This window comes from Faecalibacterium sp. I4-1-79 (assembly GCF_023347235.1).
Lineage (GTDB): Bacteria > Bacillota > Clostridia > Oscillospirales > Ruminococcaceae > Faecalibacterium > Faecalibacterium tardum.
The window spans coordinates 893409-909766 of the sequence record NZ_CP094467.1; the positions used below are offsets into that span (position 1 = coordinate 893409).

The following is a 16358-nucleotide window of genomic DNA, read 5'->3' on the forward strand; positions in this document are numbered from 1 at the left end:
TGTTTTATTAGGGTTTTTTATCAGAACAGGCCGGTGATCTTGCCGTCTGCGTCTACGTCGATGTTCACGGCGGCGGGCTTTTTGGGCAGGCCGGGCATGGTCATGATGTTGCCGCAGATCACCACCACAAAGCCTGCACCGGCGGCCAGACGCACCTCGCGCACCTCCATGGTAAAGCCGGTGGGTGCACCGGTCAGCTTGGCGTTGTCGCTGAAGCTGTACTGGGTCTTGGCAATGCACACGGGCAGGTTGCCGTAGCCCATCTCGGTCAGCTCGGCCAGCGTCTTGCTGGCGGCGGCGCTGTAATTCACGCCGTCGGCGCGGTAGATCTTGGTGGCAATGGCGTTGATCTTGTCCTTCAGGGGCATCTCCAGCGGGTAGGTGTACTGGATGGGACGATCCTCCAGGATCTCAAGCACCTTCTCAGCCAGTGCCTTGCCGCCCTCGCCGCCCTTGGCGAACACCTCGCTCAGCACGCAGGGCACGCCCTGCTCGGCGCAGACCTGCTCCACATAGGCCTGCTCCTCGGCGGTGTCGGTGGGGAAGGCATTGATGGCGACCACCACCGGCAGACCGAAGCCGTTCTTCAGGTTGTCGATGTGGCGGATCAGGTTGGAAGCACCGGCCTTGACGGCCTCGAGGTTGGGCTGGTTCAGGTCGGCCTTGGCTACGCCGCCGTGGCTCTTGAGGGCACGCACGGTAGCCACCAGCACACAGGCAGAGGGAGCAATACCGGCATAGCGGCACTTGATATCCAAGAACTTCTCCGCGCCCAGATCAGCACCAAAGCCGGCCTCGGTGATGGTGTAGTCTGCCAGCGAAAGGCTGAGCTTGGTGGCCAGCACGCTGTTGCAGCCGTGGGCAATGTTGGCAAAGGGGCCGCCGTGGATGATGGCGGGGTTATTCTCCAGCGTCTGCACAAGGTTCGGGTCCAGTGCGTCCTTCAGCAGGGCGGTCATGGCACCGGCTGCGCCGATCTCACCGGCAGTCACCGGCTTGCCGTCGTAGGTGTAGGCGCACACGATGCGGGACAGCCGATCCTTCAGGTCGGAGATGCTGGTGGCAAGGCAGAAGATGGCCATGACCTCGCTGGCGACCGTAATGTCAAAGCCGTCCTCACGGGGGGTGCCGTTCACCTTGCCGCCCAGACCGTCCACGATGAACCGCAGCTGACGGTCGTTCATGTCCATGCAGCGCTTCCAGGTGATGCGGCGGGGGTCGATGTTCAGCGGGTTGCCCTGCTGGATGCTGTTGTCGATCATGGCAGCCAGCAGGTTGTTGGCGGTGCCAATGGCGTGCAGGTCACCGGTAAAGTGCAGGTTGATATCCTCCATGGGCACCACCTGTGCGTAGCCGCCGCCGGCAGCGCCGCCCTTTACGCCGAACACGGGGCCAAGGCTGGGCTCGCGCAGGCAGAGCATGGTCTTTTTGCCCAGCGCGTTCATGGCATCGGCCAGACCTACGCTGGTAGTAGTTTTGCCCTCACCGGCAGGGGTGGGGCTGATGGCGGTGACAAGGATCAGCTTGCCCTGCTTTTTGGCGTTGTGGATCAGCCGGTGGTCGATCTTGGCCTTGTAGCGGCCATAGGGGATCACACTTTCGTCCTCCAGACCCAGCTGAGCTGCGATCTGGGTGATCGGTTTCATCTTGGCTTCCTGCGCGATCTCGATATCGGTCTTCATACAGACATCCTCCTTGATAGCAAAAAAGGGCAGCTTTGCGCAGCAATTGCGCAAGGCTGCCCAGACGGTCGGCATTGACATCCCCAGCACCCCTGCACTGTGGTGCTCCACAAGGTTCCGTCAGCAGGGATGCGGTCTATGCTGTAAAGATAGCACACCACCGGGGTGTTTGTCAAGGAGGTACAGTTACAAAAATCTCCCATAAATACAGAAAATTTTTTGCGTTATCCAAGGGTTTGTGCTATACTTATTCTGGGTTATTATGAAAACAACGACAGAAAGCAGGAAATCCATATATGCTGCAAAACCCTCAGTTACATTATCTGGACAACGCGGCCACCACCATCGTAGCGCCCGAGGTGGCGGACGTCATAAACAAGGCCATGCGGGAGCACTGGGCAAACCCTTCCAGCCTGTACGGCCCGGGCGCGCGCAGTGAAGAGGCTTTGAACGCCGCCCGCGCCGCCGTGGCGCGCACGCTGGGCTGCAAAAGCCGGGAGCTGTACTTTACCTCCTGCGGCAGCGAGAGCAACAATCTGGCGCTGCTGGGCGCGGTGCAGACCCGCACCTTTGGCAAGGGCATCGTGGTGTCCGGCTTCGAGCACCCAAGTGTGCAGCGCCCGCTGGAGCGGCTGGCAAAGCAGGGCTATGATGTTACCGTGGTAGCCCCCCGGGCAGACGGCACGCTGGACATTGCCGCCATGCTGGAGCGGGTGGACAAAAACACCATCCTTGTGGCCTGCATGATGGTGAACAACGAGATCGGCACCCGCAACGATGTGGAGCGCCTTGCCGCCGAGGTAAAGCGCCGCAACAGCCGCACCATCGTCCATGTGGACGCAGTGCAGGCGTGGATGCGTGTACCCATCAAGCTGGACAACATCGATACACTCTCGGTGAGCGGCCACAAGATCCATGCCCCTAAGGGCATTGGTGCGCTCTACCTTTCCGACCGGCTGGTGCAGGCTTTCCAGCCGCCCTATCTGGGCGGCGAGCAGGAGCGGCAGATGCGCCCCGGCACTGAAAATCTGCCCTACGCCATGGGTCTGGCCGCAGCGGCCACCCGTCTGGCAAAGACCATGAAGAGCCGGGACACTGCCATGCGTGCGCTGAACCGACAGCTGCGGGAGGGGCTGAAGGCCTTCCCGGAGGTGGTCATCAACAGCCCGGAGAACGCTGTGCCCGAGGTGCTGAACTTCAGCGAGATGTGCATCAAGAGCGAGACCATGCTGGCTTTTCTGGCCGAGGAGCAGATCTACGTTTCCTCGGCCAGTGCCTGCGGGCGCGGTCAGCCCAGCCACACGCTGGCAGCCATGGGGCGCGACCCGCTGGCCATCGACACCGCCATCCGGGTGTCCTTCTGCGCCGACAACACCCCGGAGGATGTGGACGCCTTCCTCAACCGCTTCGAGGACGGCATGAAGCACTTGCAGAAGATCAGAAAGTAAAAACTGAAGCCGCAGAACGGCTGACAGTTTCTCTGAGGACCGTCCGCTGGGGTGGGACCCTGTTGCCCGCAGGGCAATAGGGCGGGCGATGGAATGGCTTGCAACAGCAACGACCGCCGCCAGCGGCGGAAACAGAGAGTTGCTGTTTGGGCAGCGGCCAGCAAGACGCAAGTGCCGCCCAAGGCACGATGCGAATGCTGGGTGCCGCAACCCGAACTCGTGTCCGAAGAGAAAGCTGTCAGCCGTTCTATGGGAAGATGCAGCTTACCTGCGCGACCCCAATGCGTGAAAGGGTGAATGGAAAATGACCGCAGTCATTTTCCATTCACAGATAAAAATAATTCATCCGCTGAATATGGCCAGAGCGAAAGCGGAGGCCATTATAAATCCCACATCAGGAGATGCAACATTTATGAAGGAAATTATTATGGGCTATCAGGGCGAAATGTCCCTGAAAGGCCTCAACCGCAACCAGTTCGAAGCAGCCATGATGAAGATCCTGCGCTACCGCCTTAAGACGGTGGGCAAGTTCAAGGTGTACTGCACCCAGTCCACCTTTTATATGGAGCCCGAGGAAGAGGACGTGGACATGGATCTCGCCTTTGAGCGGGTCAGCAAGGTGTTCGGCCTTGCCGCGCTCAGCCGCGCCGTGGTGTGCGAAAAGGATTTCGATACCATTTGCCAGACCGCTGAGGATTATCTGGGCAGCGCGCTGCACGGCATTCGCACCTTCAAGGTGGAAGCCCGCCGCGCTGATAAGACCTACCCCATGACCAGCCCGGAGCTGATGCGGGAGCTGGGCGCTTACCTGCTGGGCAAGCACAACTACCTGAAGGTGGATGTGCATAACCCGCAGTTCAAGGTCATCGTGGAGATTCGCGATTACGGTGCGTATATTCACGGCCCGAAAATACCGGGTGAGGGCGGTCTACCCGTGGGTACCAGCGGCCGTGCGCTGAATATGCTCTCCGGCGGCATCGACAGCCCGGTGGCAGCCTATCGTATGGCAAAGCGCGGTCTGGCACTGGATCACATCCATTTTGCGTCCCCTCCGTATACTTCTGAGCGTGCAAAACTGAAAGTAAAGGCTCTGGCACAGCTCATCACCGTGTATACCGGCAGTGCTAACCTGTTTGTGGTGCCCTACACCAAGCCGCAGGAATACATTCGGGACAACGCCCCGGATGTGCTGTTCACGGTGCTGATGCGCCGCAGCATGATGCGTATTGCAAACGTGATCGCCAAAAAGCAGGGCTGCGAAGCACTGGTCACCGGCGAAAGTCTGGCACAGGTGGCAAGCCAGACCGTCAAGGCGCTGCAGTGCACCGATGCCGCACAGGATCTGCCCATTCTGCGCCCGCTCATCGGTATGGATAAGACCGAGATCATTGAGACCTCCCGCCACATCAATACCTTTGAGACCAGCATCCTGCCCTACGAGGACTGCTGCACCATCTTCACCCCGCCGCACCCGAAGATCCGCCCCGAGCTGGAGGAGATCCTTGCTGCCGAAGCCGCTATGCCCGGCCTTGCCGCGCTGGAAGCCGAGGCCGCAGAGCAGACCGAGCGCATCCGGGTGCGCATCACCGATCAGGTAGAATTCGAGGGTTGATTTGTCCATGACAGCAGAGATCATCAGTGTGGGTACCGAGCTGCTGCTCGGCAACATTCTTAACACCAATGCCCAGTACCTCAGCCGGGAGCTGGCTGCACTGGGCATCACCGTCCGGCGGCAGAGCACCATCGGCGATAACCATGACCGTCTGGCGGATTTTGTCAACGAAGCAAAGCAACGGTGCGATTTGTTGGTGTTCACCGGCGGGCTGGGCCCCACGGCGGACGACCTGACCAAGGAGACGGTGGCCGCCTGCTTTGGCGACACCCTTACCTTTGACTCCGACGAGTGGCAGAAGATCGTGGACTTCTTTACCCGCACCGGGCGCGAGACCACCCCCAACAACCGCAAGCAGGCCATGGTGCCGGTGCACGGGCATAAGGTGGTCAACCACCACGGCACCGCGCCGGGTGCATGGTTCGAGCAGGACGGTCATTGTGCCGTGTTGATGCCCGGCGTGCCCCACGAGATGAAGGCCATGTGGGAGGAAAGTGTGCGCCCGCTGCTGCTGGCGCGGCAGAGCTGCGCCCTGCACAGCCTGACGCTGCGGGTGCTGGGCGGCGAGAGCAATCTGGAGTACCGGGTGCGTCCGCTGCTGGAGAACCCGAACCCGACCGCTGCCATCTACTGCAAGACCGGTGAGTGCGAGATCCGCATCACCGCCCGGGCACAGAACGACACCGAGGCACAGACCATGTGCCGCGCCTACGCCAAAAAGTTCTATGATCTGCTGGGCGATGCGGTGTATGATGAGGATGTCGCCGGGTTGGAAGAGACGGTGGTGCACACGCTGCAGGCCAACGGCCTGACCATTGCCACAGCCGAAAGCTGCACCGGCGGCATGATCGCCCAGCGCCTGACCAACGTGTCCGGCGCAAGCGAGGTGTTCGGCTACGGCTTTGTGACCTACTGGGAGCAGGCCAAGGCGAAGCTTGTCGGGGTAGACCCGGCGGTCATTGCGCAATATAATGTGGTGTCGGCTCCCGTGGCGGCGCAGATGGCGCTGGGCGCGGCAAAGGCCGCCGGTGCGGATATCGCGGTCAGCGTTACCGGTCTGGCAGGCCCCGGCGGCGGTGATGCCGTCCGGCCTGTGGGCACGGTGTATCTGGGCGCTGCCCGGGGAGACAAGGTCTATGTGAAAAAGCTGTTCGTCTCCCGCCCGGACCGTGCGCTCATCCGCGCCCGCGCCGCACAGACTGCGCTGGAACTGGCGCTGCGGCTGGCACAGGGCAAGACCCCTGCCGGTACGCAGGTGCTGCCCGAAAGCGCGCAGCATGACCCAGTCGCCCTGACCGCCTTGGACGAGACCCTGCGGGCAGAGTAAGGGCGGCCCCTGCGGCCGCAGGGGGGATGCGTCATGACAAAAGAAGAAAAGTGCCCGGCAGGCTGTGTGCTGCGGCTGTTCGGTGTGCCGGAGCAGACCGTGCAAAAGGCAGTGGAAACCCTGCCGGACACTTGGCAGGGCACCGTACACTGCCGCACCCGGGGCGCGGAAACGCTAGTGGCGCTGCAAAGCAGCACCCCGCAGCAGCTGCACCGGGCGGTACAGCAGTTGCGGACAAGCCTTGCCCCAGCGCTGTATGGGGAAGGGGAGCAGACCCTTGCCGCTGCCACAGTGCAGGCGCTGGAGCAGCACCGCAAGCTTTTGGTGTGCAGCGATGCTGCCGCCGGGGCGCTGCTGGAGACCCGGCTGGAGAACCTTCCCGGTGCGGAAAAGGTGTTCGATTTTGGCGCTATGAGCTACGCCAACGCCGCGCTTACCGCCCGGCTCAGCCGGAAGCTGCGTAAAGCCCCGCAGGCAGAGCCTGCCCGCACACTGGCGCGGGTGCAGGCCATGCAGCGGCTGACCGGCGCCGCGCTGGCGGTGGGCTGTGTGGAACTGCCCCAAAGCCGCCTGCTGCTGGTGGGCGGTAAAAAGGGTTGCTGGCTGCGGTGCGTATCGCCGGAGGAGAACCCCGGCCTGTGGCTGCTGGATCTGCTGCGCCGTGCCGCCTGTGGTCTGCCGCAGGCTGGGGGCACAAACTGGCAGCCTTACGGCAGAGCTGTGCCGGATGCAGCCCTGACCCCTGCCGTTCTTGCGGCTGCGCCGCCCACGCCGCTGAACCCGAAGCATCACCGGCTGGGCAAGGCACTGGTGGTGCTTTTGCTGCTGGCACTGGCAGCACTGGCTGCGGGCTGGTATTATACCGGCGGCGACCTTGCCGCCCTGCCTCAAAAACTGCAGAGCCTTGGCGCAGAAAGCCTGCCCCACGCCGGGGCAAGGCTGGTGTGAGCGCTGCGTTGGCGTTTTCACTTTCAATAGAAAAAACCAAGCCCGGAGGGTTCATAGACCTTCCGGGCTTGGTTTTTGCACTGGCGTCCCCGATGTGATTCGAACACACGGCCTTCCGCTTAGGAGTAGGGGCTGAAGCCATAAATCCTAGGCAAAAGTAGGTAAAACAAGTAACGTTTTATCAATGGATTTTTTGTTGCGCTGTCAATCCGAGTAAAGAACACAAACCCCGAAATAAAACGAGTAAAAGGCTTTTCATTAGCAGAAAATTAGCAGAGCTAATGAAAAGTGGAAGGTTCATTGTAAAATGCCCACCTTTCATTAGCTGGAAAGTGTACGTTTCCCTACGGATATTTGCTTGTTTAGCATTCGTGAACCAGACCATACAGCCGTAGCTGGTGTGATGGACAAATGTTTTCAATAGAAAAAGACCAGAGCTTTCTGCGAGAAAACTCTGGTCTATGTAACAGTGCGAATGGAAATGCGCATTGTCTTGTAAAAGGAAGGGGCTTATGGTATTCTTACGGGAGTAAAGGCACTGGATGCAAGGAACTTTGCGTGATTTTAGGAGTGTGCGATGGAAAAGAAATTTAATATTGTAGTCGGTGAAGATGGAACTGTAAAACTCCCAGATGCGGTTCTGGAAAAACTTGAAGTCAAACCCGGAGAGGAAGTTCGCTTCGAGGTAGATGACAATTTCTATGCAGTCAGGCTTCTATCGCGGATAGAAGCTGAACGCTTGGATTACTTGAATTGGATGCATAATAAACATTGCCCCTCTATTGAGGAAATGATTGCAGAGTCGAGAAAACAAGCCACTCAGAACATTGTGATCTCCCGTATCCTTGATGGGATGCCGGCAGAAAAAATCGCAGAAGGCTATGAAGTTTCACTCGATTATGTAAAACAGCTTACACATCAGCTGAAGATGGACATAGAGGAAGCTAAGGCGAAAAAACACAAAGAAACGGGATCATCCTAAAACAGATAGCGGCAGTTTTCCATATACGGAAAACTGCCGCTGTTTATGTATAGAGGCTTATAGGTTCTTTGCAAGATTTTTAATGAGTGTAGCCATAGAGGGGTCAGCCAGCAGTTTAGCAAGAGCTGCTGCCGCATCTGTATCGACGGGACTGGCTTTGGGAGTGGATTGCTCTGCGCGAGGGAGGACTTCAGGCTCTGCACCATGATGCTGATAGAAGAAATCGTCGAATCGTTGTGCGTTCAAACGCCGATCATCATCCAGAATGTGTGCGTACTGCTCGGTGACCATCGAAGCCTGTGCATGACCGGAATCGCCCTGCACGGCTTTGATATCGCCGCCGTTCAGCTTGAGCTTGTATGTAATGCTGGAGTGTCGGAAGCTGTGGAAAACCACTTTGGGGAGATCGTTTTCCTCAATCAGCTGCTTCAATGCACCGTTAATGGTGGATTGTTCGGTCGGCATTCCCAGCGGGCCGGCAACCACGAGATTATAGTCTGCATACTCTGCACCCAGTGCGTCCTTTGTCATGTCCTGCTCGGCTTTATAGTGGACAAGCATTTCAGCAACTGTTTTGGGGAGAAAAATGGTTCGGATACTGCTGTCTGTTTTAGGGCTTTTCAGAACCTGGACCGTGGTGCAGCGGGAACTCAGCGAGGGAAAACGAGTGATGACATTTTTATTTTCCAAGGCGTTCAGCGAAGCAATATCTACACGCTGCAATTCCTTATTTATGTAAATGGAGGCTCGCCCGGCTTCAATGCTTTCGGGGGAGATATCCACACAATCCCATGTCAGACCGAGCAATTCCCCTAAGCGCAGGGAACAAGAGAAGGAGAGGTTGATGCAAAGCCGGAGCCGTGGATCATCACAGACTTCTAAGGCATGGAACAGGGTCTCGGCAGTCCAGATATCACGCTTCTTTGCAGTGTATTTGGGCAAGGTGGCATAAATACAGGGATTCTTTTCCATAAGTTCCCACTTTACGGCCTGCTCAAAGGCACTTCTCAAAATTTTGTGAACCGAACGAACTGTGCCGGGAGAAACGTATTGATGCTGACGCTTTCCACACATAGGGTCAACGGCTTCGTATTTAAGCAGCCGCTGATAATATCCCTCAATTACGCGGGTGGTGAGATCTTGCAGCTTCATTGAGCCGATAAGCGGTTCTATGTAGTTTGAAATCAGTGCAGTGTTTGATTGATAGGTTGAAAGTGCCCATTTGGTTCTTCCGTACAGGGTGACGTATTCTTTAAGCAGGTCTTTTAGAGTTCGGCACTGGGGTGCCACAAAGGTACCGACGGATTCTTTGTATTCGACCTCTTTCTTACGGTTTTTGGCATCTGCAAGGTCGGTAAAGGTTTCCCATTTCTGCTTTAGCGTTCCATTAGTGTGTTTGTAGGTATAGACAACGCAGTATCGGTTATTGCGTTTGACAATGCTAGCCATTATACATCCTCCTCTACTTTACGTTTGGACTTCAGAACTTCATCGAAAGCATCTTTTTGGATGCGTTTTACCCTTCCCAACTTCATCGTTGGAATTCCTTCTTTGAGAACCCACGAGTCAAGTGTTGGGCGGCTGATTCCGTAAAAAGCCTGAATTTCCTGAAAACTGTAGTATTTCCCATTCTTGGGACATTGCAGTTTTAGCGGCGGCTCCTCATGCGTTTCTTTTTTCGATTTTTGAAGTTGGTATGTAGATTGGCTTTTAAGCCATGCCTTAAAACTTTTTTTGGTAATGCGCGGCCTGTCGGCCACGCGCTCAATGACGAAACAATCTCGGTATTTTTTGCAATCAAGAATCCCATAAACATTCTTGCGTGGGATACCGAGTAGTTTTGCCATTTCCGGGATGGAGATGGTTTGTGCTTCAATCTCCCGGTCACGCTCCCGGTCGGCTGCTGTGCGGTAGCGACTTTGTGATCGGTACCACCGCTCAAAGTCCTCTTTGGGAATTCTCATACAGAAGTCTGCCGTTTCTGTTTTCAACTTGCCCTGTCGGATGAGTGTATAGATCGTTTCGGGTTTCACCTTCAATATCTCGGCGGCGTCAGGAACGGAATAGGACCGTTTGCAAAGTTCCTCGCCCGGTGGCGAACCATTGACCTTATGATATTTGACCTGATTGGCATACCATTTCTCAAAGCTGGAAATAACGATACGCCTTTTGTCGTTTATCAGAATGACTTCAAAGAGATTCTTATGAAGCAGCCAATAGCTGTCTGTTTTGCCAAGGCCGAGAAGCTGCCGCATCTCACGAACCGACATGGTGGTTTTGGTAGTGGCAGGTTCAGCTTTTCCGTATAAGGGAGCCGAAGTATTCCGCATATCATCCATGAAAGACACCTCTCTATCTATGTAAAAGTTTAGCCGGGATTTCTCATCCCGGCTAAAGAATAGCAGATTTCGCGTGAAATGTTGAGGATGTCAAACAGCGGGATTGCGTTCAACAGTGCCATCATTGAGCCATGCTTCAAAGCTGGCTTTGGAAATACGGTAAGCGCCGCTTACCTTGAACCAGCGGAATTCATTCTGCTTCAGCAGACGGTAGACAGTGGGACGGCTCAGGAGCAGCATTTCCATCAGGTCTTCTACGGTATAGCAGCGGCTGTCCTTTGCTGTGGAAACAGGGGAGGAAACCGAGTTGGGCGAAGGTTCTTCATGGATAATCATTGGATAATACCTCATTAAATATACTTAAAGTTAAAACTTAAGCGGCAACGCAGCCCGGCGGCTGCCACCATTATAAATAGTATAGACCTGCTGAAGGTACTTCATCTTGCCGGGAAGGCTTACGCCTGCGGTTCGTGCAAGGCGAAAAATCGTGAATGCATCGACCTGCCGCAGTTTGGCAATCAGACGGCTTTTACTGTATTCGGAGTGGTACAGTTCTACAAAGCGGCAGATGCCGAGCAGATTTGCAGAACTCATGGAATCAGGTTCTCCGTCCCACGCATTCAGCAAAACATCAAGGGATTCGATATACAGTTCAGGACCAAGCCGGATGAATTCGTGATAGGCGGTTGCGATGCAGCTGATCCGCTGCTTGCCCCGGCCTTCTTCAAAAGAAAGATGAACGCCAGCCAATTCGGTGGCCTGCTGGAATGCAACGGCAGCAGGCTCCCCTGCAAAAATCAGGGCACGGAGCTTCTGCCCTGCACTCAGCCGTTCCGAAATGCCTGTCTGCTGTGCAAACAGGAGGGCTTCTTCCTGCTCGGTCATGTTAAAGTAGACCTTGCAGCGAATCTGCAGATCATCACCACCGTTCAGGAACTTCCGGGCAGCGATGGTGTTCTGCCCGTCCATCACATAGTAGTGACCATCCCGGAAGCTGATCTTCGGCTCATTGGCAACCCGCTCGTCAAATTCTTTTGCGATACGGGCAACACGAGCGGGGTGAAGAGCACGCTGATAAGTGTCGCGCGGCACGATCAGCTCACTGCTGTTCAGGCACATTTCATGGTAAGGTTTTACCGCTGCGTTCATCATAAAGGAACCTCCTTCTTTTTTTGCAGAAAATCAATTCCTGATTGGATAATCGAACCGATTTTCTTCTTTTCGTTATCGGATAAGCGGAAAGTGGAATACCGTTCATAACAGATATTCCAGCGGAACATAAGCGATTGAAGCGCATCATCCAGTTCTGCAACCATGAACTCAACAGAAGATTCCGTCGGGGTGGAGAGCATCCTTTCCGATATCTGCTCAATGCTATGTAGGTCGCCTTTTGTGTGCTTGGCGAGAGCAGGGGGCTGACTGTTCAGCACCCGAAGATTCTGAAACTGCTGGGAGAGCAGCTCTTTTGCAGCGGCGAGAACATCCTCCTGCGGAGGAGCCGTAAGGTATTTTCGGAATGACTTGTATCCAATGAACCCAAAGCTGTATTGCAGACACACTGACACTTGCCGCATTTCATATTTGGACAGGTGCCCAAGGTAGCTTAACACTCTGGATTTATCTGCGGGGCGCGGGCTTTCGCAAATCGCCATAGATGGCGCACTCAAAAAACGATTGTGCAGAATAAAATGCGTTGGCATATTTCGCTTTTTGATCTGTGTTGTCAGTGGAACGACCAGAAGAACATTGGAATAAAAATTACCGTCATCGTTTTGGACAACAATGGCAGGTCGGATGCCGCCTTGCTCGGAACCGCTGTAAGGATTCAGATCCATCATGTAGACATCCCCGCGCTTGTACATCCAGTTTGCGGGCATAGGCGGATACTCTTTCTCTTTTTTACCTCGTGTGGCCAATTTGGATTTCTCCTTTCTATCCGTATATGTAACAGTGGGCTGCTCGCACAGCCCACCCTACTATCTCAAACAGCAAATTGCTGTGATTTATAGTTCTATACCTTTCCGTATTTGTCCCCGACATCCCCGGAAACCGAAAACTCTGTTTTCGTGTGGGAAATCTTTCAGCCGTCCGGCAGCGTACCGAATCCATAGGGTTCTCACCTCTCCGTGGTTCTCACCGAGCTGCCCGAAGGCAGAAGTATCATTATTCTGTGATGGCTCTTAGCTATGGAGAAGCTGTCATCCATTTACCGTCAACCTACCGCTCATTCCCTCAGTGGGAGATCATCGCATTTGTTACGGACGTGGCTCATCATCACAGGAACGTGACTGAAGAATGCGTGTTCAATTTTCAAGGGGCGGGATAGCTTGAGGGCTGCTTTGAACGCTTGCCGAAGCTATGGCTGTATTGTAACCGATGCGGAACGAAATGAACAGGAACTCAGAGTTCACAATTTTTGAGGAAAATAGGAAGTATCGTTCCTGTTTCTCGATGAGCCGTCAAAAATATATTTCCTGACTTTATGTAAGAAATGAAGTATTATACTCGTAAGAAACTAACTTACGAGTATATAAATTCGATAAATACACTTTGGGGAGGGAACAAACTACCACTACTACATTTTCTCGAAAGGCGGATTTACGGACGGACTACTTCAGGCACAGGAACGCGGAGAAGTACAGCTGCTTACCCTTGCCGATATTTTTGAATAACACAAGAAACGCTCTTGCCGGTGTAAAACCGGCAGGAGCGTTTCTTGTTGAAGTGATTATAAAAGACCTTTGATTTTTTCAAGATGATCTATAGCGGCTTGCAGTTCATTTTGAAACTGATCCCTAGAAGGATCTCGGCCCAAAAGAAGATAATCCATACTGACATGGAAGTATTCTGCAATATCGATCAGGATTTTTACAGAGCCATTGGAGCTTCCCCTTTCAAGATCGCCGAGGTGTCGATGGGAAACACCAAGTTTTTCCTGCGATAACTTCGCATTTGTACGCAAAGTAAAAATACGGTTACCAATAGCATTCGGATCAAAACTCATGTGTGACCTCCAAATTTTCGATAAAGCGTGAGAAGTCGAAAACTCGGAGTTGCTACGGATATCTAGCCGCTTGGGGCATCCACGAAAAACGGACAAACATAAAGCCTGCTCCTTTTTACGGGAGCAGGCTTCCTGAAGGCTAAAAAAATAGCCGGACAACAACCAACTGAGGGATCTTCAAAGAAAATCTCTCAATCAGCTGTTGCCCGGCTATTTGGAGCACGTTTCATACATTGCCTTGCGGCAATGGCCCGTTGCTCGGAGCGAACAGTCCATATTCAGGGTGCAATGCACCCGTATTTGTTAAAATGACTGGAAAATCACCGGCATCTAAATGCCAGATCAAGTCTCAGGGTTTCTTTGCATCTATTGCACTTCACTTGTAGTATACCTGAACACCCCTCGATTTTTTGGTATAACTTATTTCCACAAACAGGGCAAAATCTCCAGCCTATGCTAAATTCTGCCTGCTGTGTAGTAGTCGGTGCTTTACCGGCAAAGGGACGGTTCTTTAACTGAATCATATTCATTCTCCAAATCGCATGATGTCCAATGGATGGCAGTGGATGGGTTTGCCTTTTATAACCTGCATCTGCTGCAGTCTGATCCTGATTGCAGACCAAGAAACCCCAATCCGTCGAGCCATCTCCAGAATTTTTTCATAGTTAGGGTCAGACACTGATTTGTACAGAATCCCATTTGGCAGAGTCAACGCTACACGTTCTATTTCGGCATTGATCAGAAATGTTGGCATCAGCAGCTCTGCTGCAAGGGTATCCGCCTGCCATTCTTCCCACGAGGGCTTTCCGTTTCTCTCCCGATAGGCAATGTGCCCACGGCACTTGACTGCTTTTCCGTAGTCGTTCGGAAACAGATCAGCCAAAATCTGATGTGCTGCTTCATGCGCTATTGTGAAATTCCGGCATCCAGTGCATCTGTCTGCCGCAAGAGCAGAATCGATTACGATATCCCTCGGCATAAATACTTCAACAAGCTTTGTTCCATCCTCAAGGGTTGCTGTGAAGCTACATCTCTGGAAAACCGTTAATCCAAGGATGTGACCATCGCTACACAGCGGCAACATCTTCAGGTTCAGTCCAAGAACAGAATTTGCAAACTGCTCTGGGTTAATAGGAGCGGGGTCATTTTTGCTTATTCCGAAGAGTGCATAGTACATTTCAATATATTTGCCTGCTATGCACGAGAGTTCTGCACGCGATAAGTATCTTGCCATTATGAAGCCCTACCTTCTGATGTGGCACAGTAGGCTTCCACGAACCACTTGCCCTTTTCAAGCCAAAGATTCCGCTTCTGCCCGCAAATCAGGCAGGTGAAGCAATGCCCTTTCACGCCAAAACGTGATGTACCGTGCTTGACTGCCAAGACACGATCAATTCCATAAGTACGAGTCTTGTCATAGTTTATGGCAAGAGGACGGATCTTGCCGTCAGGAGTAAAACGAACATCCACTTCGACGTATCTTTTCTCACGGCGAAGGTTGTAATCACCACACATCAGAATTCCTCCTTTTTGCAGATTTATCAGAATGCAGCGTGTATTACTTGCGAATCATACTGCGTGCCACGAGCTGCTTTTCGTTTAACAGAGGAACGGACACTGTATGCTTTTTCCACTCATCCATAGAGCAGGTTACTGCTTTGCACAGACGGCATTTTGTCCAGCCGTCGGTTGCATCAAGATCTACATCATAGTTCATGGTTCCGCACATCGGGCATCTTAAATTTTCTTTTCTCATATTATCACCTCTCAAAAACGCCAAATATACACGATTTCGGTCCAGAATCAACACCAAAAAGCTGTTATTTGCGAATTTGATTCGATTATACGCCCACTTTATGGAGATACCAATTACGCATTTGTCGCCATTTTGGAGATTTCTTGTTGATTTCTTATCTTTTCTATACTATAATAGAGCTACCGGATCACAAAGGAGTGTTCTTGCTATGAAAAAGAAAACTGCGCTCACCAAAATGCACATAGCCCCATCTACGGTGTGCTATGATGCAGTCGCCGCAAGGGATAGTAATGAGGTTGGTCTGATTCTCGCAGCTGTACGAAAAAGGAATGGCTATTCACTTGTAACTTTCTCCGAACTTCTCCGCCACTATGGCGTCGATGTCAGTGACAAGGGAATCAGTAAATGGGAAAAAGGATACACCACTCCCAGCATCTACCAACTGGTTGCGATCTGCCACGCATTGAACATCAAGGAAGGACCTTCCTACTTTACAAAGACCTTTCAGAAACCCGCCCTTCTAAATGCCATCGGGCAAAAAAAAGTCGCCGAGTACGAAATGGACTTGATTGCATCTCGGCGCTACCAGCCAGGCACAGAAGAGCCTGCGAAAATCGACTGCATAACGATGCCAGTATCGGCAGGTCTAGGAGCTTTTCTTGAAGGTGAAATGTTTCAACAGATACAGGTGCCTGCCAGTAGCGTTCCGGCAGGGACTGAGTTTGGGATATACGTTAGTGGCGATAGTATGGAGCCGCGTTATCATGACGGACAAATCGTATGGGTGAAGCGCTGCGAAGAACTTGAATGCGGGGATATCGGTATATTCGTATATGATGACTGTGGATATCTGAAAAAATACGATGAACATACCCCAGATAAGTCTCAAGCAGAGTTCTTTACCGACAGCTATGGCGTGGTGCATAACCAACCGGTTTTGGTTTCTCTTAACACCAAATATTCACCGATCCTTATATCTCCAGAGCAAAGATTCGAGGTTGTTGGAAAAGTTTTGAACTAAAAAGATGGGAGGAATTTTCGTGGATACGATCAAGCGTGTTCAGGATTTGATGCAAGCGCGTGATATGAATCTGTGTGTGTTGGCAAAGAAATGCGGAATATCGTATTCCACGATCCAAACCACTGCTCGTCGGGGAGGCCAGTTAAGCGTAGAGACGATTGAAAGAATCTGTCTGGGTTTGGAAATTACACTAAAAGACTTCTTTGATTCCTCATATTTGTAGTAAAAAGCCGCTCACC

General features: G+C 53.1%; 17 protein-coding genes and 1 riboswitch. Of the genes, 7 read left to right on the forward strand and 10 right to left on the reverse strand.

The window, feature by feature from the left end; genetic code table 11:
* Positions 1–20: 20 nt before the first annotated feature.
* On the reverse strand, positions 21–1682 hold the full coding sequence (locus tag MTP36_RS04315; RefSeq protein WP_249253771.1) for a formate--tetrahydrofolate ligase: 1662 nt from the start codon (positions 1680–1682) through the stop codon (positions 21–23).
* Between the two features lie 51 nt (positions 1683–1733).
* A riboswitch (ZMP/ZTP riboswitch) is annotated at positions 1734–1820 on the reverse strand.
* 158 nt (positions 1821–1978) lie between these two features.
* Here MTP36_RS04315 and MTP36_RS04320 point away from each other — a divergent pair.
* From MTP36_RS04320 to MTP36_RS04340, 5 genes are all read left to right on the forward strand, one after another.
* Positions 1979–3130 (forward strand): cysteine desulfurase family protein, encoded by a 1152-nt coding sequence (locus tag MTP36_RS04320; protein WP_112090475.1) that lies wholly within the window; start codon positions 1979–1981, stop codon positions 3128–3130.
* A 412-nt stretch (positions 3131–3542) separates the two neighbouring features.
* Positions 3543–4742 (forward strand): tRNA uracil 4-sulfurtransferase ThiI, encoded by a 1200-nt coding sequence (thiI, locus tag MTP36_RS04325; protein WP_015536741.1) that lies wholly within the window; start codon positions 3543–3545, stop codon positions 4740–4742.
* A 7-nt stretch (positions 4743–4749) separates the two neighbouring features.
* Positions 4750–6069 carry a competence/damage-inducible protein A gene (locus MTP36_RS04330; protein ID WP_249254394.1) on the forward strand — a complete coding sequence of 440 codons (1320 nt, stop codon included), beginning with the start codon at positions 4750–4752 and terminating at the stop codon, positions 6067–6069.
* A 33-nt stretch (positions 6070–6102) separates the two neighbouring features.
* Complete coding sequence (locus MTP36_RS04335) at positions 6103–7017, forward strand: CinA family protein (RefSeq protein WP_249253773.1); 915 nt, start codon at positions 6103–6105, stop codon at positions 7015–7017.
* A 577-nt stretch (positions 7018–7594) separates the two neighbouring features.
* The gene (locus MTP36_RS04340; RefSeq protein ID WP_015536742.1) at positions 7595–7999 is read left to right on the forward strand and encodes an AbrB/MazE/SpoVT family DNA-binding domain-containing protein; all 405 of its coding nucleotides are present in this window, start codon (positions 7595–7597) and stop codon (positions 7997–7999) included.
* A 57-nt stretch (positions 8000–8056) separates the two neighbouring features.
* Here MTP36_RS04340 and MTP36_RS04345 read toward each other — a convergent pair whose 3' ends face one another.
* The 9 genes from MTP36_RS04345 to MTP36_RS04385 form a co-directional block, all read right to left on the reverse strand.
* Positions 8057–9448: a tyrosine-type recombinase/integrase gene (locus tag MTP36_RS04345; protein WP_112090681.1), complete on the reverse strand. Its 1392-nt coding sequence runs from the start codon at positions 9446–9448 to the stop codon at positions 8057–8059.
* Positions 9448–10338, reverse strand: a complete 891-nt coding sequence (locus MTP36_RS04350) for a helix-turn-helix domain-containing protein (RefSeq protein WP_249253775.1) — start codon at positions 10336–10338, stop codon at positions 9448–9450. Before MTP36_RS04350 ends, MTP36_RS04345 begins: the two co-directional genes overlap by 1 nt.
* A 90-nt stretch (positions 10339–10428) precedes the next feature.
* Positions 10429–10674 (reverse strand): helix-turn-helix domain-containing protein, encoded by a 246-nt coding sequence (locus tag MTP36_RS15935; RefSeq protein ID WP_005933015.1) that lies wholly within the window; start codon positions 10672–10674, stop codon positions 10429–10431.
* A 30-nt stretch (positions 10675–10704) separates the two neighbouring features.
* Positions 10705–11490, reverse strand: a complete 786-nt coding sequence (locus tag MTP36_RS04360; protein ID WP_249253777.1) for a DUF6551 family protein — start codon at positions 11488–11490, stop codon at positions 10705–10707.
* A complete protein-coding gene (locus MTP36_RS04365; protein WP_249253779.1) occupies positions 11487–12254 on the reverse strand; it encodes a type II toxin-antitoxin system PemK/MazF family toxin in 768 nt (255 codons plus the stop codon). Before MTP36_RS04365 ends, MTP36_RS04360 begins: the two co-directional genes overlap by 4 nt.
* Before the next feature lie 812 nt (positions 12255–13066).
* Positions 13067–13342: a helix-turn-helix domain-containing protein gene (locus MTP36_RS04370; protein ID WP_249253781.1), complete on the reverse strand. Its 276-nt coding sequence runs from the start codon at positions 13340–13342 to the stop codon at positions 13067–13069.
* A gap of 526 nt (positions 13343–13868) precedes the next feature.
* Positions 13869–14576 carry an ImmA/IrrE family metallo-endopeptidase gene (locus MTP36_RS04375; RefSeq protein ID WP_181573319.1) on the reverse strand — a complete coding sequence of 236 codons (708 nt, stop codon included), beginning with the start codon at positions 14574–14576 and terminating at the stop codon, positions 13869–13871.
* On the reverse strand, positions 14576–14857 hold the full coding sequence (locus tag MTP36_RS04380; RefSeq protein ID WP_005928337.1) for a hypothetical protein: 282 nt from the start codon (positions 14855–14857) through the stop codon (positions 14576–14578). Before MTP36_RS04380 ends, MTP36_RS04375 begins: the two co-directional genes overlap by 1 nt.
* Positions 14858–14900: 43 nt before the next feature.
* The gene (locus tag MTP36_RS04385; protein WP_242821979.1) at positions 14901–15059 is read right to left on the reverse strand and encodes a hypothetical protein; all 159 of its coding nucleotides are present in this window, start codon (positions 15057–15059) and stop codon (positions 14901–14903) included.
* A 247-nt stretch (positions 15060–15306) separates the two neighbouring features.
* Here MTP36_RS04385 and MTP36_RS04390 point away from each other — a divergent pair, with 247 nt between their 5' ends.
* Both MTP36_RS04390 and MTP36_RS04395 read left to right on the forward strand, forming a co-directional pair.
* Complete coding sequence (locus MTP36_RS04390; protein WP_249253783.1) at positions 15307–16119, forward strand: XRE family transcriptional regulator; 813 nt, start codon at positions 15307–15309, stop codon at positions 16117–16119.
* A gap of 19 nt (positions 16120–16138) precedes the next feature.
* Positions 16139–16342 (forward strand): helix-turn-helix domain-containing protein, encoded by a 204-nt coding sequence (locus MTP36_RS04395; RefSeq protein ID WP_249253785.1) that lies wholly within the window; start codon positions 16139–16141, stop codon positions 16340–16342.
* Positions 16343–16358 lie beyond the last annotated feature (16 nt).